Source organism: Frankia sp. QA3 (assembly GCF_000262465.1).
GTDB lineage: Bacteria > Actinomycetota > Actinomycetes > Frankiales > Frankiaceae > Frankia.
Map to the genome: position 1 here is coordinate 7,195,380 of NZ_CM001489.1, position 22,376 is coordinate 7,217,755.

17 protein-coding genes and 1 pseudogene are annotated in these 22,376 nt (G+C 73.6%); 11 read left to right on the plus strand and 7 right to left on the minus strand.

Annotation, left to right across the window (positions count from 1 at the left end):
• The first annotated feature begins 208 nt into the window (after window positions 1-208).
• From FRAQA3DRAFT_RS29425 to FRAQA3DRAFT_RS33850, 3 genes are all read left to right on the plus strand, one after another.
• A complete protein-coding gene (locus FRAQA3DRAFT_RS29425) occupies window positions 209-769 on the plus strand; it encodes a biliverdin-producing heme oxygenase (RefSeq protein ID WP_157467760.1) in 561 nt (186 codons plus the stop codon).
• Complete coding sequence (locus FRAQA3DRAFT_RS29430) at window positions 766-3,147, plus strand: SpoIIE family protein phosphatase (RefSeq protein WP_009742702.1); 2,382 nt, start codon at window positions 766-768, stop codon at window positions 3,145-3,147. The genes FRAQA3DRAFT_RS29425 and FRAQA3DRAFT_RS29430 overlap by 4 nt, the downstream gene beginning before the upstream one ends.
• Window positions 3,148-3,392: 245 nt before the next feature.
• Window positions 3,393-3,563, plus strand: coding sequence for an antitoxin (locus FRAQA3DRAFT_RS33850; protein WP_009742703.1), 171 nt, complete (start codon window positions 3,393-3,395; stop codon window positions 3,561-3,563).
• Between the two features lie 85 nt (window positions 3,564-3,648).
• On the opposite strand, the gene FRAQA3DRAFT_RS29435 is transcribed toward FRAQA3DRAFT_RS33850, so the two are convergent.
• The 3 genes from FRAQA3DRAFT_RS29435 to FRAQA3DRAFT_RS29445 all read right to left on the minus strand — a co-directional run bounded on the left by FRAQA3DRAFT_RS29435 (window position 3,649) and on the right by FRAQA3DRAFT_RS29445 (window position 5,573).
• Window positions 3,649-4,026, minus strand: coding sequence for a hypothetical protein (locus tag FRAQA3DRAFT_RS29435; protein WP_009742704.1), 378 nt, complete (start codon window positions 4,024-4,026; stop codon window positions 3,649-3,651).
• 295 nt (window positions 4,027-4,321) lie between these two features.
• Window positions 4,322-4,588, minus strand: a complete 267-nt coding sequence (locus tag FRAQA3DRAFT_RS29440) for a hypothetical protein (protein WP_009742705.1) — start codon at window positions 4,586-4,588, stop codon at window positions 4,322-4,324.
• Between the two features lie 61 nt (window positions 4,589-4,649).
• A complete protein-coding gene (locus FRAQA3DRAFT_RS29445) occupies window positions 4,650-5,573 on the minus strand; it encodes a sugar phosphate isomerase/epimerase (protein WP_009742706.1) in 924 nt (307 codons plus the stop codon).
• Window positions 5,574-5,858: 285 nt separating this feature from the next.
• On the opposite strand from FRAQA3DRAFT_RS29445, the gene FRAQA3DRAFT_RS29450 reads away from it, so the two are divergent.
• The gene (locus FRAQA3DRAFT_RS29450; RefSeq protein WP_009742707.1) at window positions 5,859-7,031 is read left to right on the plus strand and encodes an ROK family transcriptional regulator; all 1,173 of its coding nucleotides are present in this window, start codon (window positions 5,859-5,861) and stop codon (window positions 7,029-7,031) included.
• Between the two features lie 25 nt (window positions 7,032-7,056).
• A complete protein-coding gene (locus tag FRAQA3DRAFT_RS29455; protein ID WP_009742708.1) occupies window positions 7,057-7,926 on the plus strand; it encodes a YqjF family protein in 870 nt (289 codons plus the stop codon).
• Between the two features lie 41 nt (window positions 7,927-7,967).
• Here the strand turns inward: FRAQA3DRAFT_RS29455 and FRAQA3DRAFT_RS35550 are convergent, their stop codons facing one another.
• The gene (locus FRAQA3DRAFT_RS35550; protein ID WP_009742709.1) at window positions 7,968-8,255 is read right to left on the minus strand and encodes a hypothetical protein; all 288 of its coding nucleotides are present in this window, start codon (window positions 8,253-8,255) and stop codon (window positions 7,968-7,970) included.
• A 76-nt stretch (window positions 8,256-8,331) separates the two neighbouring features.
• Between FRAQA3DRAFT_RS35550 and FRAQA3DRAFT_RS29460 the strand changes: the two genes are divergently transcribed.
• The 3 genes from FRAQA3DRAFT_RS29460 to FRAQA3DRAFT_RS29470 are packed head-to-tail and all read left to right on the plus strand — an operon-like array spanning window position 8,332 to window position 11,862.
• Window positions 8,332-9,534, plus strand: a complete 1,203-nt coding sequence (locus tag FRAQA3DRAFT_RS29460) for a phosphotransferase family protein (protein ID WP_009742710.1) — start codon at window positions 8,332-8,334, stop codon at window positions 9,532-9,534.
• 52 nt (window positions 9,535-9,586) lie between these two features.
• Window positions 9,587-10,024 carry a MarR family winged helix-turn-helix transcriptional regulator gene (locus FRAQA3DRAFT_RS29465; RefSeq protein WP_009742711.1) on the plus strand — a complete coding sequence of 146 codons (438 nt, stop codon included), beginning with the start codon at window positions 9,587-9,589 and terminating at the stop codon, window positions 10,022-10,024.
• Entirely contained in the window at window positions 10,024-11,862 is a 1,839-nt protein-coding gene (locus FRAQA3DRAFT_RS29470) for an MFS transporter (RefSeq protein WP_009742712.1), read from the plus strand. Before FRAQA3DRAFT_RS29465 ends, FRAQA3DRAFT_RS29470 begins: the two co-directional genes overlap by 1 nt.
• Window positions 11,863-11,936: 74 nt before the next feature.
• On the opposite strand, the pseudogene FRAQA3DRAFT_RS39040 reads toward FRAQA3DRAFT_RS29470, so the two are convergent.
• Window positions 11,937-16,458 (minus strand): annotated as a pseudogene (locus tag FRAQA3DRAFT_RS39040) (molybdopterin-dependent oxidoreductase).
• Window positions 16,459-16,635: 177 nt separating this feature from the next.
• Between FRAQA3DRAFT_RS39040 and FRAQA3DRAFT_RS29480 the strand changes: the two are divergent.
• A complete protein-coding gene (locus FRAQA3DRAFT_RS29480) occupies window positions 16,636-17,409 on the plus strand; it encodes a M24 family metallopeptidase (protein WP_009742713.1) in 774 nt (257 codons plus the stop codon).
• Here FRAQA3DRAFT_RS29480 and FRAQA3DRAFT_RS29485 read toward each other — a convergent pair.
• Together FRAQA3DRAFT_RS29485 and FRAQA3DRAFT_RS29490 are read right to left on the minus strand one after the other, a co-directional pair.
• Window positions 17,391-17,747, minus strand: a complete 357-nt coding sequence (locus tag FRAQA3DRAFT_RS29485) for a hypothetical protein (protein WP_051054506.1) — start codon at window positions 17,745-17,747, stop codon at window positions 17,391-17,393. The genes FRAQA3DRAFT_RS29480 and FRAQA3DRAFT_RS29485 overlap by 19 nt on opposite strands.
• Before the next feature lie 447 nt (window positions 17,748-18,194).
• Entirely contained in the window at window positions 18,195-19,112 is a 918-nt protein-coding gene (locus FRAQA3DRAFT_RS29490; protein ID WP_009742714.1) for a LysR family transcriptional regulator, read from the minus strand.
• A gap of 565 nt (window positions 19,113-19,677) precedes the next feature.
• Here FRAQA3DRAFT_RS29490 and sfnG point away from each other — a divergent pair.
• A complete protein-coding gene (sfnG, locus tag FRAQA3DRAFT_RS29495) occupies window positions 19,678-20,811 on the plus strand; it encodes a dimethylsulfone monooxygenase SfnG (protein ID WP_009742715.1) in 1,134 nt (377 codons plus the stop codon).
• Window positions 20,812-20,976: 165 nt separating this feature from the next.
• Window positions 20,977-22,275, plus strand: coding sequence for an acyl-CoA dehydrogenase family protein (locus tag FRAQA3DRAFT_RS29500; protein WP_009742716.1), 1,299 nt, complete (start codon window positions 20,977-20,979; stop codon window positions 22,273-22,275).
• The last annotated feature ends 101 nt before the right edge of the window (window positions 22,276-22,376 follow it).

Genomic DNA, 22,376 nt, shown 5'->3' on the forward strand with positions numbered 1-22,376 from the left:
GGACGTGGCCCGCGGTGGACAGTGACCAGGATCGGATGGTGAACGACGGGTCGCGGGTCTTCGGGATCACCACGCCGGTGACATCACCGCCGTATGCTGTCCATAGGCGAGAGGGCCGCCGTATCGCGGTACTCCGAATGCGGCGAGTCATGAAAGGCGCATCATCGCTATGCACGGTGGCGGTTCCGCTCCGGCGTTTCTCGACGTGATGGCGGTGCTGCGGCAGCGCACGGCGGCAGCGCATACCCGGCTCGAAAACGCACTTGAGCTACTGTCACCTGACCTTTCGGTCAGCCGTTATCGTGATGTCCTGATGCGGATGCATGGTTTCTACGCTGCGCTGGAGCCGCGGCTCGACGAAATGCTGACCGGCCCCGGATCGCCGCTGCCCGACTGGCCGTCGCGGCGGAAGGTGCCGCTGTTGCGGCGCGATCTGCGGCTGCTCGGCGTCGAGGAGGTCGTGCTCGCCATGCTGCCGCGCCCCCGGGTGCCGGCGGTCGGCGACGTGGCGGCGGCCCTGGGCGTGCTGTACGTGTTCGAGGGGGCCACGCTGGGTGGCCGGTTCATCGTCCGGCACGTCCTGACGACGGCGGTGCCGCCGGCGGCGACGGCGTTCTTCGGCTCCTACGGAGACGAGGTCGGCCGACGCTGGAGCCAGGTCCGCCACGCGATCCGAGCCTGGACGGCCGGCGAGGCGGCACGGGTGGAGTCCTGCGCGGGCGCCGCGGCGGCCCTCTTCGGCGCTCTTGAGGCGGAATTCGCCCGGTGAGCGGCGCCGGCGAGTTCATCGCGGTGCCGCCGTCGGAGCCCGTGGACCTGACGAACTGCGACCGCGAGCCCATCCACATCCCGGGCAGCATCCAGCCGCACGGCGCGTTGCTGGCGGTCCGCGCGGACGACGACCTCACGGTGGTGCAGGTCTCCGCCAACGCCGGCGAGGCCCTCGGCTACGAGCCCGCGGCCGCGATCGGCCGGCCCCTGCGCGAGGTCTTCGGCGAGGCGGCGGCGAAGATGGTCCGTGACGTCGTGCGGACCGCGTTCGACCTGCGCGAGGCGAGCCCGGTCGATCTCACCCTCGGCGACGGCGACGACCTGCGCCGTTATGACGCGCTGCTGCACCGGGTGGGCGGGCAGATCGTCGTCGAGCTGCAACCCGCCCGCAGCGCCCGGCCGCTGTCCTATTCCGGGACCTATGCACGGACCCGACAGTCCGTGCTGCGCCTGAACGGCTCCCGTTCGCTCGCCGACCTCTACGACGTGGTGGTCGAGGAGGTCCGGCGGCTGACCGGATTCGACCGGGTGATGGTCTACCGGTTCGACGCGGAGTGGAACGGCGAGGTCGTCGCCGAGGCGAAAACCGGCCGCCTGAACAGCTTTCGCGGACTGCGCTATCCGGCCACGGACATTCCCGCGCAGGCCCGCGCTCTCTACGAGCGGTCGTGGCTGCGGCTGATCCCGGACGTGGATTACCGGCCGGTCCCGCTCGTCCCGGCGGTGAACGCGGTCACCGGCGGGCCCCTCGACCTCGGCGACGCCTGGCTGCGCAGCGTCTCGCCCATCCACCTCGAATACCTGAAGAACATGGGCGTCACCGCGTCCATGTCCATCTCGCTGCTGCGCGACGGCCGGTTGTGGGGCCTCATCGCCTGCCATCACTACTCCGGCCCGCACGAACCCGGCTACGAGATCTGCGCCGCCGCCGAGTTCCTCGGCCACCTGTTCTCGCTGCGGCTGGTGTCCCGGGAGAACGAGCAGATCCTGGAATCGACGCTGGCGACCCGCCAGGCGTTCGACCGGCTCCTCGCCGAGGCGCAGGGGGACGGCGCGTCGCTGGTCGACGTCCTGACCGCGGGCGGGCCGAACCTCGCCGACCTGATCTCCTGCGGCGGGGTCGCGGTCGCGATCGACGGCGAGTACCGCACGTTCGGCGCCGTCCCGCCGCGGCAGGCGCAGCGGGCGGCCTTCGACGCCCTCGCCACCGAGGGCGCCATCCTCGCCTGCGACGCGCTGCCCCGCGACGCCCCGCACCTGGCCGAACACCGCGACGTGGCCTGCGGGATGCTGGCTTTCCGGCTGTCCGGCGACGAGGGGGTCGCCTGGTTTCGTCCGGAGACCGTCCGCACCGTCGACTGGGGCGGCGACCCGCACAACAAGGAGCTGATCGCCCGGGAGGGCGCCGGGGTCCGGCTCAGCCCGCGCCGGTCGTTCGACCGCTGGCGCGAGGTCGTCCGCGGCCGCGCCCGCCCCTGGTCGGCCCACGACCTCGCGATCGCCGGCGAGCTGCGCCAGCATCTGCTGCGGCTGGTGTACCCGCGGGCCCGCCACGGCGCCGACCTCGCCCGGCTGATGCAGGAGAGCCTGCTGCCCGAGCGCCTCCCGTCGATCCCCGGCTTCGAGATCGAGGCGTGGTACGACCCGGCGGCGGCCGGGCGGGTCGGCGGGGACTGGTACGACGCGGTCCCGCTGCCCGACGGCCGGGTGGCCGTCATCGTCGGCGACGTCGCCGGGCACGGTGTCGCCGCCGCCGGCACGATGGCGCAGCTGCGCAACGCCCTGCGCGCCTACGTCGTCGACCTCGACCCCGCCGAGCCGCGGCCCGCCCGCGCCGTCCTCGACCGCCTCGACCGGCTCGCCGCCGCCCTGCTGCCGCAGGCCCTCGCCACGGTCGCCGTCGCCGTCACCGACCCGGCGACCGGGCTCGCCCAGGTCGCCTCGTCCGGCCACCCGCCGCCGCTGGTCCTGCCGGCCGTGGGGGAGCCGGTCGTCGTCGAGGTGGAGACCGCCCCGCCGGTGGGCGCCGCGATCCCCGGTCCGGCGCCCGCCAGGTTCTCGGCGCCGGGCGACGTGCCCGCCGGCGCAGCCCTCGGCGAGATGTCCGCCGGCCGGGGGGAGGGCGGGTGGACGGCGCAGGTGCGCCTCGCGCCCGGGGACGTACTGGCCCTGTACAGCGACGGACTCACCGAGCGGCGCACCGAGGCACCCGACGTCGGCATCGAACGCCTGCGCACCCAGGCCGCGTCCGCGCTGGCCGCCCGCCCGGACCTGCGCGGCCTGGGTGACTCGCTGTTCCGGACCTGCCGGGACCCGGACAACGACGACGACGCCACCCTGCTCCTGCTGCGCCGCCGGCCCGCCGGGCCGCGCTGACGCCGCCGACCCGCCCTGAGCGCGGACAGGCGGCAGCCGACCGTCGATGCGCCGGCCTTCAGCACAGGCCGCTGGGCCGAGCACCGCGAGACCCGTCATCGCGTCCATCCGGGCGCCGTCGTCCCCACCGCCTGGAAGGATGAGCGGCGGCAGGATCGTGCCGGCGACCCGGTGCCGCGAGGGTGACGACACCGTGTGTCCCGCCCGCGGTGCCGGGTCCGGCATCCGACGGAGGGGAGCTATCGATGGTCGACTTCAAGGGCGCGCTCGGCAAGCTCGGCGACCTGGCGGAAGAGCACGACGACAAGATCGACGCCGCCGTCGCCAAGCTCGGCGACGTGGTCGACGACCGCACCGACCACAAGCACTCCGACCACATCGACCGCGCCGTCCGCGAGATCCAGGACCGCACCTGAGCTCCCCCCGCCGCCCCCACCCGGGGGCGGCGGGCACCCCGGCGCGCCCCTCGACGGTCGCCCAGCCCGCACCGACCGGCCGTCGTCATGCCGGCGGGTCGTCCGGGGGGTCGTCCGGGGGGTCGGGGACGGTGGCCCGCAGCACGTCCACCGAGATGCGGTACAGCAGGGTGGTCATCGCCAGCAGCAGGCCCGCGACCACCACCCCGCGCACCACGGCGCTGTCCGTGATCACCCCGGCGAGCACCAGCACGTCGACGACCAGCGTCGCCATCGTCGCGGCCGTCACCGCCAGGATGAACACCCGCACCCGCGGCTTCGTCCAGAAGAAGCCGCCGGTCCCGGCGCGGCGAGCCGGCCGGCGCTCGGCGCGCAGCCGGTCCAGATACGCCGAGTCCCACATCAGCGCCAGCAGGAACACCGGGATGACCTGCGCGACCGTCGAGTACAGCTCCGCGTGCACCGCACCGCCCCCTCCCGCGCGGCCGCCAGCCGGGCACCCGCTCCGGCCGCTAGCTGGCAACCGGCCCGGCCGTCGCCGACCCGTACGCTCCCACCGCACAGCCATGATCTGTCGTCCGGTGGGACACGGATGACGCAGGTTCCAGACCGGTGACGGACGGTGCCGGCGCCCCCGAGCGCCGGCACCGTCCGTGGGCTCCCCGGTCCGCCGCAGGAACGGACTCCGCGGCCGACCGGGGCGTGCTGGGCCCGGTCCGCGCCGGGACAGCCGGGCGCGGCACGGCGCTGTATGCCGTTCACGGGGCGTGGCGTCCGTCGCGGTCCGCCGATCGGGCCCGGGAACGACGGCCGGGGCGCGGGCCGAGGGCGCTGTCGAGCGCCGCGAGGACCGAGGCGACGGTGCCGAGCGCCGCGCCCAGCGCGGGGTCGACGATGACGACCGCCCCGCTGCCGATGCCGGCGGCGAGGATCAGCGCCCCGGCGAGGCGGCGGCCGTGCCGCGGTTCGGCGTCCGAGGTCTCGTTCTGCTCGGGGTCGGGGCTGTCTCGACCGTGATCAACCATGGCGGGCTCCTTCCACGTCCCTGGCGCGGGAACGGGCCGGCGCGGCGGCGCGCGACGGCCGTCAGCCGACGAGCGGGCGCAGGGTGCCGTAGGCGACCCGCAGCCCGCGCTCGACCCGCTCCACGGACCCGCTCCAGACGGGGTCCTCGTGCTCGACGACGACCGCGCCGTCGTAACCGCCCTCGTCCAGGACGTCGATGATCCGCCGCCAGTCGAGGTCGCCGCGGCCGGGCACCCGGTAGCGCCACCAGCCGGGCTTGGCCGGCTCGTCCGCGCGGCGCACCAGGCCGTGGATTCCCTGCCGGGCTCGGGCCAGCGCGTCGATCTCGGTGTCCTTCGCCTGGACGTGGGCGACGAGGCCCAGGTTCTCGCGCAGCGCGAGGACCGGGTCGATCCCGAGGACCAGCAGGTGCGACGGGTCGTAGTTCAGCCGGAAACCCAGCTTCTCCGCCGCCCACCGCCACAGCTGTGGCGAGTGGGCCAGGTTGCCCAGGTAGCCGTCCGGATGCCAGCTGCCCATCGGGCAGTTCTCCGTGGTGAGCGTGACGCCGTGCCGGTCGGCGTAGTCCGCCAGCGGCGGGAGCACCCTCTCGGCGAGCTTCAGGTTGTCCTCCTCGGAAAGGGTCACGTCCCGACCGATGAAGGTGTTCACGTAGGGGACTTCCAGGCTCTTCGCGGCGTCCACGCACCACCGGACCTGCGCATGGCTGCGTTCCCGCTCCCACTCGGACGCGTGCAGGTTGTTGCCGTAGAAACCGATCCCGGACGCCGTCAGCCCGTACCGCTCGAGGATGCGCGCGGTTTCCCTGATGCTCTCGCCGCCGCGGTCGGTGACGTCGAGATGGCAGGCATGTGGATGGTCGCCGCGGTGGTCCGGCGGCCAGGCGGCGATCTCCAGAGAGTCGTATCCGGTCTCGCGCGCCCAGCTCGCGATCCGCGCGAGGGACAGGTCGGGCAGGCAGTCGGTGAGAAAGCCGAGCTTCATGGTTGCTCCCAGACAGAAAAAGGGCGGCGGTCGGGTGCGGAGGCGCGAACTGGGTGGCCTGACCGGCGGATAACCGTTTCCGCGGGTCGTCTGCTCCGGTGCCGTCGAGATAGCCGGCAAAGTTACGGTGGCGAGTGGGGCTAGCTGTCGCGGAAAGAAGCGTAAGATGCCCCTAGTTCGGCCGTCAACGGCCTTATTTTATTTTTTTACGAACTAAAAAGAGAGCAATTAGCGTAGGCTGAGCGCAGGCGAGCCGCGTATGACGCGGAGAAAGGGGCACCGCTCATGTCGGAGTCCCGGGTCCTGGCGACGACCGGCGAACTCCTGTCACGGATCGCGAGCGGCACCGCCGTCACCCGGGCGGCCCTGGCGAAGGAGACCGGGCTGGCGCCGTCCACCGTGACCCAGCGGGTGGGGGCGCTCGTGGACCAGGGGATTCTCCTCGAGGATGTCGTCGAGAGGACCCGTGGCCGGCCGGCGAAGCACCTCGCGTTCGCCCCGAAGGTGGGGGTCCTGCTCACCGCCGATCTGGGCGTCACGCGCGCCCGGCTGGCGGTCACCGATCTCGGTGGCGCCAGCCTCGATCACCATGAGGGCGACATCACGATCGGTGATGGCCCGGGGCCCATCCTCACCTGGGTCGACGCGCAGTTCCGGGCCATGCTGGGCGACCTCGGCCTCAGCCCGGTCGACGTCCTCGCCGTCGCCTGCGGAGTGCCCGGCCCCGTCGACTACGCGGCAGGACGGGTGGTGCGGCCGCCGGTGATGCCCGGCTGGGAGGGCTACGGGATCGCCTCCTTCCTGCGCAGCCGCTACGAGGTACCGGTCGAGGTCGACAACGATGTCAACCTCATGGCTATCGGCGCGCACCTCACGCGCCGAAACGTCGAGCACATGCTGTTCGTCAAGATCGGTACCGGGATCGGCTGCGGCGTGATCAGCGGGGGCCAGTTGCACCGCGGCGCCAACGGCGCCGCCGGCGACATCGGGCACGTCCTCGTGCCGGGCAGCGAGGCACCCTGCAACTGCGGGTATCTCGGCTGCCTGGAGGCGGTGGCCAGCGGCGGCGCGCTCGCCGCGGCGCTGCGCAGCGAAGGCATGGACGTCCCCACGGCTCGCCGGGTGGCCGCGCTTGCTGCGGAGGGCAACGGGAAGGCGCGGCGGGCCATCCAGGCCGCGGCCGAGCAGATCGGCGGCGTTCTGGCCGCCGTCGTCAACTTCCACAACCCGTCGCTGATCGTCCTCGGCGGCGCCCTCACCGCGTTCCAGGAGACGCTTGTCGCAGGCATCCGCGGCCAGATCTTCGGCCGAGCCCTCGCGCTCGGGACGAGCTCGCTGAGCATCGAGATCAGCAAGGAAGAGGACAATGCCGGGACGGCCGGCGCCGCCCACCTCGCGCGGAAGGCCGCCCTGTCCCCGCCGGGACTGGCCCGACTGCTCGCCCGCCGATCGGGGTAGGGACACAGCCCGAGGAGGAGTCGCCATGTCCGCCGCCGACGTCGCCCGCGCGGCCTTCGCCGCCTACCGGGGCCAGGACCGCGAGCGTGCCGCCCGGCTGCTCGCCCCCGAGTTCACCTTCACCAGTCCCCAGGACGACCATCTCGACCGGGATGTGCCGGGCGGAGCGCCGGGCAGCGTGGCGGACGGGTCCTGCCCGTTCACCGTCGAGCGGCCCACGATGACGCAGCGCTGGGGGGAGCTCACGTTCGTGCACTGGGCGTTCGACCCGGCGGTCGTGTCGCGGCTGGTGCCCGCGCACCTGCGGGTCGAGGTCCTCGACGGCGCAGCCTGGGTGGGACTGGTGCCGTTTCGGATGCGGGTGGCGACCGCGGGCGGCCGGGGGCTCGGGCGGGTGACGACGTTCTGCGAGACGAACGTGCGCACCTACGTCGTCGACGCCGCGGGCCGGCGCGGGGTGTGGTTCCTGTCGCTGGACGCCGCGCGGCTCGGCGCCGTCGTCGTCGCCCGCACGCGATTCCGGTTGCCGTACTTCTGGTCGTCGATGGCGCTGACCCGGGTCGGGGACGAGATCGCCTACCGGTGCCGGCGGCGGGCCCCGCGGCCGGCGGCGGCGGAGAGCCGGGTGCGGGTGCGCATCGGGGCGCCGTTCGCCGCCGCCGAGCTCGGCCCGCGCGAGCACTTCCTGACCGCCCGCTGGCGGCTGTTCAGCGCCGCCGGCGGGCGGCACCGGCACGCCCCGGCCTGGCACGAGCCGTGGCCGCTGCGCCGCGCCGACCTGCTCGACGTCGACGATCACCTGCTCGCCGCGGCCGGGCTGCCGCACCCCACCGGCGACCCGCTCGTGCACTACTCGCCGGGCGTCGACGTCCGGATCGGACCGCAGCGACCATAGTGCTGGTCCCGTTCTCGCCGGCTTCCGGCTGCTACCGATCTTCAATTCGCCGGGTCGGGCTGGCGGGGAACCCGTCCGGTTCCGGTTCCGCGGAACACTTTGATCACCGACTGAGGGCGGGAGGCGGCCGGGTCGGGGGCTGGGGCCGGTTCCGCATTGATCGAGTGTCCCCGCGGGGCCATCCACGCCGCCCGGCAACGCGCGCAGCGCACCGCATCCAGCGAACGCTCGCGGCCGACGAACGAGGCATGGTGGTACTCGCGCAGTGTGGGGGTCGGCAGCAGGCTGACTGTGGAAATGTCCCATTCGAAACAGACGTTTCGTTCCACGTCGCCGTCCTTGGGTCCTACCCGAGGTGAGGGTCAACCGCCACGCCGGCTGGCATGGCATGAGGGGGTGCGCGCCGTGGCCGTCCCGTTCCAGGACGATCCCGACCGGCTGCGGGTTCGACTCGCGGCCTGGCTCGCCGCGCATGACGCGGGGGGCGACGAGGCCGCTGGTGACGAGGCCGCTGGTGACGAGGCCGCTGGTGACGAGGCCGCTGGCGGCGGCGCGGCGGCGGGGACGGCGGGGATGGCTGGAGTGCGGTGGGAGCTTGGCGAGCCGACCGTGCCGTCGGGACAGGGACTGTCGGCGGAGCTGGTGCTGCTGCCAGCGCATCGCATCGGCGGCGACGGCCGGGCCGAGCAGCGGCCGCTGGTGGTGCGCCTGGCGCCGCGGCGGTTCCGGCTCTACCCGTGGGACCGGTTCGCCGAGCAGTGCCGCGTCGCCGAGATCCTGGCCCGCGACACCGACGTCCCGGTGCCGCCGGTGTACGGCCACGAGCTCGACCCGGCGGTGCTCGGCGCGCCGTTCGTCGTGCTCGGTCGGGTCGACGGCGACGTGCCCGCCGACATCCCGCCCTACCACATGCAGGGCTTCATGATCGAGATGACGCTCGCCGCGCGGGCCCGGGTCTGGGACGCAGGCCTGGTCGCGATGGCCGGGATCCACCGGCTCGACCCGCGGCGGCTCGGGCTCGGCTTCGCGGGGCAACCGGAGTACGGCCCGGTCGGGGCGGTCCAGCAGCTTGCCGCCTACGAGCGGCACCTGGAGTTCTTCGCCGTCGACGACGCCGTCCGGGGCGTGGTGGGCGACGCGCTGGCCTGGCTGCACGACCATCCGCCGGCCGAACGCCATCCCGTCCGGCTGGTATGGGGGGATGCCCGGCTCGGCAACATGATTTTCCAGGGGGAGCGGGTCGCGGCCGTGCTCGACTGGGAGATGGTGTCGCTCGGCCAGCCCGAGACCGACCTCGGCTGGTTCCTGCACCTCGACCGCCACCTCAGCGAGGGCGTCGGGTTGGCGCGCATGCCCGGCCTGCCGGACCGCGCGGCGACGGTGGCCCGCTACGCCGAGCTCCTCGGCCGGCCGATGGAGGACATGGACTACTACCTCCTGCTCGCCTCGCTGCGTCATACCCTGCTCGCCGCCCGGGTGACCCGCCTGCTCGGGCAGTACGGCCCGCTGCCGATCGGCGGGGTGCCGCCGATCGACCGGTTTGCCGCCCGGCTGCTCGCCCGTGTCCTCGACGAGGCCCGCAGCGGGGTGAGCCTGGGCGCCGGCTGACGCCCGCCGCCAGACGTTTGTCAGGCCAGACTTATCAACCTAGCCTGATGAAATGTCCTCGGATCCTGATGTCCGTCAGCTTGCCGTCGCCCTGCGGCTGAGCCTCGGGATGCTGGTGCGCCGGCTGCGCCAGGCCCAGCCCGCGGGGGAGCTGACGATGCCCGAGTCGGCGGCGCTGGCCCGCCTGGACCGGGGCGGCCCGGCCACGGCGGCGGCGCTCGCCCGGCTCGAACAGATCAGCCCGCAGGCCATGGGCGCCACCCTCGGCGCGCTGGAGGCCCGCGGCCTGGTCGAACGCCGCCGCGACCCGGCCGACGGCCGGCAGGTGATCCTCTCGCCGACCGAGTCGGGACTCGCGGCGCTGCGCAGCCGCCGCGACGCGCGCACCGAGCTGCTCGCCGGGGCGCTGTCGGCCGGGTTCACCCGGGCCGAACTGGACCAGCTCGCCGCGGCCGCGCCGCTGCTCGAACGCCTCGCGGAGCGCGTCTGATGCCGGCGTCCGGCGCGGGGACATTCGGCACGGGGACATTCGGCACGGGGACCTCCGTCGGGGCGGCGGGTGCGGACGGCAACTACCGCTGGGTGGTGCTGGCGAACACGACCGCGGCGGTGTTCATGTCCGCGCTCGACGGGTCGATCGTCCTCATCGCGCTGCCGCCGATCTTCCGCGGCATCCACCTGGACCCGCTGGCCCCGGGCAACGTCGGCTACCTGCTCTGGATGATCATGGGCTACCGGCTCGTCCAGGCGGTGCTCGTCGTCGCCCTCGGCCGGCTCGGCGACATGTTCGGCCGGGTCCGGATCTACAACGCCGGGTTCGCGGTGTTCACGCTCGCCTCCGTCCTGCTGTCGTTCGACCCGTTCGACGCCGGCCGCGGGGCGCTGTGGCTGATCGGCTGGCGGGTGCTGCAGGCGGTCGGCGGGTCGATGCTCACCGCGAACTCCGCCGCGATCCTCACCGACGCCTTCCCCGCCGACCAGCGTGGCCTGGCGCTCGGCATCAACCAGGTCGCCTCGCTCGCCGGCCAGTTCGTCGGCCTCGTCGCCGGCGGCGTGCTCGCGGTGCTGGACTGGCGGGCCGTGTTCTGGGTGAACGTGCCCGTCGGGGTGTTCGGGACGGTGTGGGCATACCGGCGGCTGCGCGAGACCGCGACGCCGCGCGGCGGTCCACGGCGCATCGACTGGTGGGGCAACATCACCTTCGCGGTCGGCCTCGCCGCCGTGCTCATCGCCGTCACCGAGGGCCTGCAGCCCTACCGCGGCCACGCCATGGGCTGGACCAATCCCGTGGTCGTCGGCCTGCTCGTCGGGGGAGTGGCGCTGCTCGTCGCCTTCGTCGCCGTCGAGCGCCGGCACCCCGAGCCGATGTTCGCGCTCGGCCTGTTCCGGATCAGGGCGTTCACCGCCGGCAACGTCGCCGGGCTCGCCGTCTCCGTCGCCCGCGGCGGCCTGCAGTTCATGCTCATCATCTGGTTGCAGGGGATCTGGCTACCGCTGCACGGCTACGACTACGAGGACACCCCCCTGTGGGCCGGGATCTACCTGCTGCCGCTGACGGTCGGCATCCTGGTCGCCGGGCCGGTGGCCGGCATCCTGTCCGACCGGTTCGGCGCCCGCGGTCTCGCCTCCGCCGGGATGGCCGTGTTCGTCGCGAGCTTCCTCGGCCTCATGCTGCTGCCCGTCGACTTCCCCTACTGGGCGTTCGCCCTGATCATCGGGCTGAACGGGATCGGCGGCGGGATGTTCGCCGCGCCCAACTCATCGGCGATCATGGGTAGCGTGCCGGCGGAGCAACGCGGCGCCGCCTCCGGGATGCGCGCGACGTTCCAGAACTCGGGCACGGCGCTGTCCATCGGCGTGTTCTTCTCCCTGATGATCGCGGGTCTCGCGGCCAGCCTGCCGGACGCGCTGGACGGCGGCCTGCGCGGGCAGGGCGTGCCGGCGGCGGCCGCCCACGACGTCGCCGCGCTGCCGCCGGTGTCGTCGCTGTTCGCCACCGTCCTCGGCGTGAACCCGGTCGAGCACCTGCTGTCGGCCGGCGGCGGCCTGGCCGCCGTGCCGCCCGCGAACCGGGCGACGCTGACCGGCCGCGAGTTCTTCCCCGAGCTGCTCGCCGGGCCCTTCCACCACGGGCTCGTCATCGTGTTCGCGGTGGCCGCCGGCCTCGGCGTCCTCGCCGGCCTCGCGTCGGTGCTGCGCGGCGCCACCCCCGCCCGCCCGGCCGCCGCTCCCGCTCCGCTCCCGCGACCGGCGGCTGCGCCGCGCCGTGACGGCGGCGTCGACGGTGAAACCGGATCCGACCGCGCCGTGGGAAAGGCCGACCGGTAGGTCCGCGGCCGTGATGACGACCCGCTGCCGGACCGCCCTACCCGCGGCTCCCAGCGGGCATGGTCGGCTGAGGGTCAGTAGATGTCGCGCAGGTAGCGGCGGTCGGCGGTGAGCTGGCGGACGTAGGCGGCAGCGCCGTCGGCGTCGAGGCCGCCGTGCAGGGCGACGATCTCACGCAGGGTCCGGTCGACGTCCGCCGCCATCCGGCTGGCGTCGCCGCAGACGTAGAGGTGGGCGCCGTCCTGCAACCATGACCACAGCCGGGCGCTGTGCTCGCGCATCCGGTCCTGGACGTAGACCTTGGTCCGCTGATCGCGGGAGAAGGCGACGTCCAGGCGGTTGAGCGTGCCGTCCGCCTGCAACGCGGCGAGCTCGTCGGCGTGGTAGAAGTCGGTGGCCCGGCGCTGCTCGCCGAAGAACAGCCAGGTCCGGCCGCGGGCGCCGCGGGCGCGGCGGTCCTGCAGGAACGCAAGGAACGGGGCCACGCCCGTCCCCGGCCCGATCATCACCAGTGGCGTGTCCGGGTCGGCCGGCGGGCGGAAGTGGGCTGAGCGCTGCACGAACACCGGCACCGGCACCTCCCCCGGCCCGTCGGCGAGGAACGTGGAGCACACGCCCCCGCGGGCCCGGCCGCCCTGGCCGTCGAACCGGACCACCGACACCGTCAGATGCACCTCGCCGGGATGGGCCAGCGGGCTGGACGAGATCGAGTACAGCCGGGGCTGCAACCGGCGCAGCACCCCCGCCCACTCGGCCGCCCCGGCCCGCACGGGCAGCTCGGCGAGCACGTCCGCCGCCTGGCGCCCCCACGTCCATCGCGCGAGCGCGTCGGAGTTGTCCGGGCGCAGCAGGGTGCGCAGGTCGCGGTCACCGCTGCGCTCAGCGACGAACCGCAGCAACGCCGGGGTGATCTTCGTGATGTCCAGGTGGCTGCGCAGCGCCGTGGCGAACGGCACCTCGCCCACCCCGCTGACGGGCACCGGCTGCGCCGGGTCGGCACCGGTGCGCTCCAGCCACTCCGCGACGAGGTCGGCGCCGTTCACCGGCCAGACGCCGAGGGCGTCGCCGACCTCGTAGGTCAGCGCGGTGCCGGCGGTGCGGAAGGCGAACCGCCGTACCTCCTTCGCCGAACCGGGCCGGCTGAGCAGCTCGTTGCCGATCAGCGGCACCACGGCCGGTGCCGCGCGGGAGGGGCGGCCGGCGAGAGCAGCCGGCGCCGTGCCCGCGGAGGCGGCGCCGGTGGGTTGCGGCCCGCCCGTGGCTGGTGAGGGCGTCGGCGCCGAATGGGTGGGGCTCGGGTCCGCGGCGTTCCCGGGGTCCGCGGCGTTCTCGGGGGCGGCGGGGTACGCGGGGGTCAGCGCGGCGAGTACGGCGTCGAGCCAGCTCGCGGCGTCCTGCTCGTAGTCCGGTTCGCAGTCGGTCCGGGGCACCAGCCGCACCGCACCGAGCTCGCCGAGCCGCTCGTCGACGCGCCGGCCGTGGCCGCAGAAGTCCGCGTAGCTGGAGTCGCCGAACGCCAGCACCGCGTAGCGCAGGTGCGGCAGGCGGGGCGCCTGCGGCGCCGACAGCGACTCCAGGAAGCCACCGCCGTTGTCGGGCGCCTCGCCGTCGCCGAAGGTGCTCGTGATGACGAGCAGGTCGCCGCCGCCGCGCAGCTCCTCGGGCGGGCACTCGCCCATGGACCGTACCCGCGCCGTCCAACCGGCGGTGGTGAGCCGCTCGGCGGCGGTCGTGACGGCGAAGTCCTCGGCGGTGCCCGTCTGGGACGCCCACAGCACGGTGATCTCCCGCGTCGCCGGTTGCGTACCGGCCTCCGCGTCCGTGGCGGTCGGACCGGCGGGACCGTCGGGACCGTCGGGACTGGCGGGACCGTCGGGGGCGGCGGGGCGGAGCCGCCGCGGCGCTGGGTGGGGACGTCGGCCGCGGGGGGCGGGCGGGGGCACGGGGCGCCCGGGAGAACACCCCGGCGAGCGCGCCGTTGACCCACGCTGCCTTGCCAGGGGCCAGGGGAGAGCCGGGCGGCAGGACCGGGACCCCGCCCGCTGCCCCCGGGACCGCTGCCCCCGGGAGCGCGGCGCCCAACGCGGCGACGAAGCCCGCGAGGTAGCGCCGCTCGTCGTCACCGAGGGCGGGTGCGACGATCCCCTGCAGGCCGAACAGCTCCCCGAGCGCCTCCGCCGCGGTCGGCCCGGCATCCGCCGCCGACGGTGCCGCGCCGCCGAGCCCGGATTCCGCTGGCGGTGCCGCCCCGTACGGCGTGGATTCCGCCGGCGCCGGCGCGGCCGCGGAGCTTGGTTCGCCCGGGTGCGCGTCCGCCGCGATCGGCGCGGTTCGCGCGTCCGCGGGGAGGGTGTTCGTCGTGGGGACAGTGGTCGGCGCGTCGGTGGGCGCGGCGGCGACCCGGGTGAGGGCGACCGCGCAGACCTTCAGCTCCGGCTGGAACGAGATCGGGTCGACGGCGTCGGAGGTCACCGCGTTGACGCTGAGGTACTCGCCGAACAGGTCGTTCCAGTGGATCGGCGCGAAGCAGCTCCCGGGGAGCACCCGGTCGGTGACGACCGCCGGCAGCACCGCCCGGCCGCGCCGGGAGGCGACCTCGACCGCGTCGGAGTCGCCGATCCCGAGGGCCTCGGCGTCGCGCGGATGGATCTCCACGAACGGGCGCGGGTTGAGCCGGTTGAGCTTCGCGACCTTGCCGGTCTTGGTCAGGGTGTGCCACTGGTGCTGGACCCGGCCGGTGTTCAGCACGAACGGGAAGTCGTCGTCGGGCAGCTCGGCGGCGGGCAGGTGCGGGCGCGGATGGAACACCGCCCGCCCCGACGGGGTCGGGAACGCCAGGCGCGGCCGCGTCCCGTCGGGCCGTTCGACGAGCCGCTGGCTGACCCCGTCGTTGCGGTAGCGGACGGGGTTGCGGGCGGGGCCGTCCGCCGCCGCGGCCGGCCACTGCACCGGCGTCTCGCGCAGCCGGTCGTAGCTGACGCCGCGCAGGTCATAGCCGGTCGCCGGGTTGTGGAAGGCCTTGATCTCCTCGAAGATCTCCTCGGCGTCGCGGTAGGCGAAGGCGTCGGCGTAGCCCATCTCGGCGGCGACGCGGGCGATGAGCCGCCAGTCCGGCAGCGCCTGGCCGGGCGGGTCGGCGGCCTGCTGGACCAGGGTGAGGTTCCGCTCGGAGTTGATCATCACGCCGGTGCCCTCGGCCCACATCGCGGCGGGCAGCAGCACGTCGGCGTAGGCGTTCGTCTCCGTCTCGGCGAAGGCGTCCTGGGCGACGACGAACTCGGCGGCCTCCAGCCCCTCGATCACCGTGCGCCGGTTGGCGACCGAGGCCACCGGGTTCGTGCAGATGATCCAGCAGGCCTTGATCTCGCCGGCGGCCATCCGGGCGAACATGTCGACGGTGCCCCGGCCGGCGTCGGTGCGCAGCGTGCCCGCCGGCAGCTCCCAGCGCTGCTCGACGAAGACGCGGTCGTCGGCGGCCAGCACCGAGCGCTGCCCCGGCAGGCCCGGACCCATGTAGCCCATCTCCCGCCCGCCCATCGCGTTCGGCTGGCCGGTCAGCGAGAACGGGCCCGCGCCCGGCCGGCAGATCGCCCCGGTCGCCAGGTGCAGGTTGCACAGCGCGTTGGTGTTCCAGGTGCCGTGGGTCGACTGGTTCAGGCCCATCGTCCACAGGCTCATCCACGCCCCGGCCGCGCCGATCCACTGCGCCGCCCGGCGGATGTCCGGCTCCGGGATGCCGGTGATCTCCGCGACCCGGTCCGGTGGGTAGTCCGCGAGGAACGCCGGCATCGCCTCCCAGCCCTCGGTGTGCTCGGCGATGAACGCCTCGTCGATGTGCCCGTCGGCGACCAGCAGGTGCAGCAGGCCGTTGAGCAGCGCGAGGTCCGTGCCCGGGTTGATCTGCAGGAACAGGTCGGCCTTGGCGGCCGTCGCGGAGCGCCGGGGGTCGACGACGATGAGCCGGGCGCCGGCCTTGACCCGGTCGAGCAGCCGCAGGAACAGGATCGGATGGCAGTCGGCCATGTTCGAGCCGATGACGAAGAACACCTCCGCGTGGTCGAAGTCCTCGTACGAGCCCGGCGGCCCGTCGGCACCCAGCGACAGCTTGTAGCCGCTGCCGGCGCTGGCCATGCACAGCCGCGAGTTCGACTCGATCTGGTTGGTGCCGACGAACCCCTTCGCGAGCTTGTTCGCCAGGTACTGCGCCTCCAGTGACATCTGGCCCGACACGTAGAAGGCGACCGCGTCGGGGCCGTCGGTGTCGATGATCCGGCGCAGCTCCCGGGCGACCCGGCTGACGGCGGCGTCCACGTCGACCGCCGTCGGCTCACCCTGCCGGTCGCCGCGCACGAGCGCACTGGTCAGCCGGCCCGGCGCGGCCAGCATCTCCGCGCTGGTGGCGCCCTTGGTGCACAGCCGGCCGCGGTTGGCCGGATGGTCGCGGTCACCCGCGGCCTTGACGACGCGGCGCCGGCCGTCGTCGCCCACCTCGACGTCGAGCACCATCCCGCAGCCGACGCCGCAGTAGGAGCAGACCGACCGCACCTGACCCGTCGAGTCCTGGCGGGTCGGAGCCGGATGGGCAGGTGCGGTCACGGGTGCTCCCCTCCCTGACCGGCGGCAGTCGGTCAATGTCCCCGTCGACTGTAGGAACGGCCCGTTTCGGGGGCATCGCACGCGCCGGCGGCGGCGGTAACGTCTCGCGCAACCCGGCCGTCGGCCCGATGTGAGACGCCCCCCGCCGGCCGGAGGGGGGCCGTACGATGAGCCATCGTGGATCTCGAAGCTGACCGGGTGGCCCGCCTGCTCGACGCGCAGCGTCGCGCGGCGGAGCTGTTCGCTGAGGTGACCGCGCGTGGCCTGATCGCCCCCGGCCGCGGGGAACGCGAGGTCAGCGACCAGATCCGCGACCTCGCCCACGAGATGTTCGGCGTCGAGCGGCACTGGCACAAGCGGATCGTCCGCGCCGGGCCGAACACCCTGCACCCCTACGCCGACAACCCGCCCGACCGGCCGATCGGCGCCGACGACATCGTCTTCTGCGACTTCGGGCCGGTCTTCGACGGCTGGGAGGCCGACTTCGGCCGCACCTTCGTCCTCGGCGACGACCCGGTCAAGCACCGGCTGCTCGCCGACCTGCCGCGGCTGTTCGACGCCGGCCGCCGGTACTTCGAGGCCCGCCCGGACATCACCGGCGCCGAGCTCTTCGCCGCCGTCGAGCGGCTCGCCGCGGACGCCGGCTGGGCCTACGGCGGCCCGATCGCCGGCCACCTCGTCGGCGAGTTCCCGCACACCCGCATCCCCGGCAACAAGATCGAGTACTACGTCACCCCCGGCAGCGACCAGCCGATGCGGCGGGTCGACGGCGACGGCCGGCCCTGCCACTGGATCCTGGAGATCCACCTCGTCGACCGCGACCGCGGCTTCGGCGGCTTCCACGAGGAACTACTCGACCTCGGCCACGGCACCGCCGGCCCGGGGCAGAGGTCACCAGCCGCGACTGATCTGCCTCGAGCGCGGCGTCGAGATCATGTCCTGGCGCCGTGAAGCCGCGCTCTCAGGTCGTCGCCCAGGTCGAGGCGGCGCGGCACACTCCCGAGCAGGGCCGGTGGGGGTACTACCCCGAACTCGTGCAGACGTTCGGCGAGTAGTTCCCAGTCCTGCGCTCCGCCGGTGTTCTCAACCTCGGCGAGGTCGGGCGGCAGCGGGTTGTCCACGTCGACCCAGTCCGGCAGCAGCACCATAGAAGCGGTGCGTTCGATGTCTTGAACCGTGAGCTGTGACCATTGCTCATCGAGGGTCATGCCGCGGCACGATGTCGTCCATCCTCGATCGTCGAGGAGCGTGAATTCCCGCCCGTCCGACAGCGCGGCAAACTCGAACACGCGGAAAGATATTCCGCCCGGACTGGCGGTGTAATGAGCCGACGGATCAAGGTCGCACCACTGCGCAGGCCCACGACGGTTGGACTCACCGGCTTCATGGCAAAATTTTACCGCCGGTGGGCGGCGCCCGACAGATCCACCCGGCGTGCTGGCCGCGCGCTGAATTAGTTGTCGCCGTCTATGACGCTGGGACGGCGCGGTGTGAGAGCCGAGCCCGGATCGGTGAGGGCGGGGTGGGCGTTGTCGCCGCGCCAGAGCAGTGAGTGCGGGTGGACCGGCGTCGGGTTGTGCAGGGCGATGCGCCGTAGGCCGTAGTCGGGGGCCAGACGATCCGGGTCTGCTCGCCGACGAGGAGCGCCGGTACCGCGGAGTCGGCGACCACATCGAGGAGGGCCTCGCTGTCGTGTTGCGTTGACGGCGTGGGCGGGTCTGGAGACGCTGGCCCGGTCAGCCGGCCTGGCGTTCGGCGCGGTACTGGGCGGCCTGGGTGAGCAGGATGTTCTGCAACCGGCGCACCGCGGCGGGCAGGTGGCGGGTCCGGCGGCGTTGGATGACGAGGATGACCGTGGCGTCGTCGGTCTCCAGCGGACGGTAGGTGATCAGGCCGGCGCGTTCCAGCGGGTCGCCCGCGATGCTGTAGTCGGGCAGCACCGTCACGCCCAGGCCCTGGGCGACCATGAGCTTGCCCATCTCCGCGCCGTCGGTCGAGTAGGACAGCGCCGGGTTGGCGTCGCGGAACAGCCGGTGCACGTAGCGGTGCATCAGGTAACCCGAGCGCATCGCGATGAACGGCTCGGACAGCAGCTGCGCCGGGCGGATGCTGGCGTGGCGGGCCAGCGGGCTGTCGGTCCGGCAGCACAGCACGGCGCGGCCGCGGAACAGCTCCGCGGTCTCCAGGTCGGGGGCGACGTCGTCGCCGTCCATGAGGTTGACCAGCCCGAGATCGAGCCCGCCGTCGAGTAGCAGCCGGTGGATGTCGGCCTGCTGGGTGTTGACGACCTCGACCTGGGTGTTCGGCTGGGCGGCGCGGAACTCGATCAGGGCGGGGGCGAGCAGCGGCACCGTGGCGGCGTTCACCGTCCCGATCCGGATCATGCGACTGGAGCGGTGCTGGTCGTCGGCGGCGGCGCGCAGCCGGTCGACCGACTCCAGCACGTCGGTGACGAAGGGCAGCAGCTCCCCGCCGGTCGCGCTGATGGTCGCGCCGGTGCGGCGGCGGTCGAGCAAGGTCAGCCCGAGCTCGCGTTCCAGGTTGCGGATGGTCTCGCTCAGCGCCGGCTGGGACATGTGCAGCGCGTCGCTCGCGGCCCGCATCGAGCCGAGCCGGACGACCGCGGCGAGGCACTCGAGCTGTTCGATCCGCACCGCAGCCTTCCCGCCCGGACGGTTCAAGGGCCGCCCTATCGCACCCTCGCCGAGCCCTGATTGACCGGTCCGGACGGCGCGGGCAGACTGGTCACCATGTCGATGGGCATTATAGGGATCGCCGGGCAGCGCCGGCCGTCCGTCGATGCGGGCGCTGGTCGTGCCACCGTGGCCCGGCGCGCCTGTCGCCGGGCCGAGCCCTGTCGCCGGTCCGGACGATGTGGGGTCCGCCCCGCCGCCTGACCGACGCTCCGGGCAGCCGCGGTCGGGTCAGTACACCGGCCTGGCCTCGACGGCCCCAACTCCCCGGGCCTACTGTTTTCGGTGTAGTTCCAGCATTCCTGCACCTGCTATTCCCGCATCGTCGCCGTTCCGGCGTGGCCTGCTGCCGATAATGCCGGCGTGGGCGGGATCGCCGCGTTCCGGCGTCACCCTTATTCATACCGCGGTCTGTTCGTGCTGTCTTCTCGGTGTCGCCGCGTGCCGCCGGTCGCCGCGTTCTCGCGTTGCGCCGCCGAGCCGGTTCCATTACCCGCCCGCACCACTGCCATGGAGGTACTACCCGATGTCAGATGAGGTCGACGTCGGTCGCGAGCCGATCAAGTTCGCCTACTGGGTGCCGAACGTCAGCGGCGGCCTGGTGGTCAGCAGGATCGAGCAGCGCACCGACTGGAGCTACGACTACAACCGGCGCCTCGCCGTGCTCGCGGAGAACAACGGCTTCGACTACGCGCTCAGCCAGGTCCGCTACACCGCCTCCTACGGCGCCGCCTACCAGCACGAGTCGACCGGCTTCAGCCTGGCACTGCTGCTGGCCACCGAGCGGCTGAAGGTGATCGCCGCGATTCACCCGGGGCTGTGGCATCCGGGCGTGCTGGCCAAGTTCATCGCCACCGCCGATCAGATCACCGGCGGCCGGGCCGCCGTCAACGTCGTCAGCGGCTGGTTCAAGGACGAGTTCACCAAGCTCGGCGAGCCCTGGCTGGAACACGACGAGCGGTACCGGCGCAGCGAGGAGTTCATCCGCTACCTGCGCGAGATCTGGACCGACGACCACGCCGAGTTCCGCGGCGACTTCTACCGGCTGCACGACTTCGACCTCAAGCCCAAGCCGGTGACGGCCCTCGACCGGCCGCATCCGGAGATCTTCCAGGGCGGCAACTCGACGGCCGCGCGGGCGATGGCGGGCCGGGTGTCGGACTGGTATTTCAGCAACGGCCGCGACCTCGACGGCGTCAGCGAGCAGATCGCCGAGGTCAACGCCGAGGCGGCCCGCCAGGGCCGCCGCGTCCGATTCGGCCTCAACGGTTTCCTCATCGCCCGCGACACCGAGGCCGAGGCCCGCGAGGTGCTCCGCGAGATCATCGCCAAGGCGGACCGGGAGGCCGTCGAGGGCTTCGGCTCCGCGGTCAGGCAGGCGGGCCGGTCGACCTCGGACGGCAAGGGCATGTGGCAGGACTCGGAGTTCGCCGACCTGGTCCAGTACAACGACGGCTTCCGTACCGGCCTCGTCGGCACGCCCGAGCAGATCGCCGAGCGCATCGTCGCCTACCGCCGCCGCGGCGTCGACCTGATCCTGCTCGGCTTCCTGCACTACCTGGAGGACGTCGAGTACTTCGGCCGCCGGATCCTGCCGCTCGTGCGGGAACTGGAGGCCGACGCCGCCGAGCGCGGCGAGCTGGTCCGGGGAGTCTCCTGATCATGGCTTTCGACAGCCCGCGCGCGGGCCACCGGCGGCTGGTCCGGCGGCGCCACGTCGACTTCCGCCGCACGGGCAGCGCCCAGTGTCCGTGACCAGCCTCCGCCTCCACGGTGCACGCGCCCCACCGCGTGCATGTCCATCTCCCTCATCGAGGAGCCTCGCATGTCTCTCGACGCCGACCGGCGGCCGTCCCCGTCCGCCGCCGCGACCGCCCAGGAACCCACCGCGACCGTCCCGTCCGCGCCCGACGCGCCCGCGCCCGACGCGCCCGCCGCCGAGGACAACGCGGCACGCTTCGCCGCGGCGCTGGCCCGTGCCGACCTCGTCGCCGCCGAGCTGCGCACGACCGCCGCGGAACGCGACCACGCGAACGCCACCCCGCGCGCCGAGGTCGAGCTGCTGCGCCGCCACGACCTGCTCGCAGTCCAGGAGCCCATCGCCTACGGTGGCGACGGTCTCGACTACGCCCAGGCCGCCCAGCTCACCCGCCGCCTCGCCCGCGGCGACACCTCCATCGCCCACCTGCTCGGCTACCACTACGCCCAGACCCGCATCGCCCCGCTGTTCGGCACGCCCGAGCAGGCCGACGCCCAGTCGCGGCGCAACGGCGCCGAGAAGCTGTTCTGGGGCGGCGTGCAGAACCCGCGCGGCGGCTCCGACCTCGTGCTGACCCGTGACGGCGACGCCTTCCGCCTCAACGGCCGGCGTTCCTTCGCCTCGGGGGCGAGCCTCGGCGACCAGCTGTCCGTCACCGCCGCGCTCGACGGCGAGCTGGTGTTCGTCTCGCTGCCCGCCGGGCGCGAGGGCTTCCAGGCCCTGGCGGACTGGGACAACATCGGCCAGCGGCTCACCGACTCCGGCGGGGTCGTGTTCGACAACGCCCGCATCGAACGCGCCGAACTGCTCGGCGACGACCCGCTCACCGGCCGCATCCCGTCGCCGTACCAGACGCTGGTCACGCCGCACTGGCAGCTCGCGTTCGTCAACTTCTACATCGGCACCGCCGAGGGCGCGCTGGAGGAGGCGCTGGACTGGACCCGCCTGCACGCCGCGCCGTGGGAGACCTCCGGCGTCGAGCGGGCCACCGACGACGCCTACATCCTGCAGACGGTGGGGGAGCTGCGCAGCGAGATCCGCGCCGCCGCGCTGCTGGCCGACCGGGCGGGTGCGGCGTTGCAGGAAGCCCTGAACGTCGGCCCGGAGCTGACCGCCGACGAGCGGGCCGAGGCGGCGATCGCCGTCTACGAGGCGAAGTACCTGACGACGAAGGTGTCGCTGGCGGCGGCGAGCCGGCTGTTCGAGATCCAGGGCTCGCGGGCGACGACCAGCGCCTACGGCTTCGACCGCCACTGGCGCAACCTGCGCACCCACACCGTCCACGACCCGGTGGCCTACAAGGCGCGCGAGGTCGGCGACTGGACGCTCAACCGCCGCGCCCCGGAGTTCTCGCTCTACCGCTGACCCCACGGCCGGCGGCCCGCCGACAGGGGGCCTGACGGCCGGACGTCGGAAAGCCGGCGTCGACGAACCCCGCAGGGGACGGCGATGATGGCGGGCGCCGC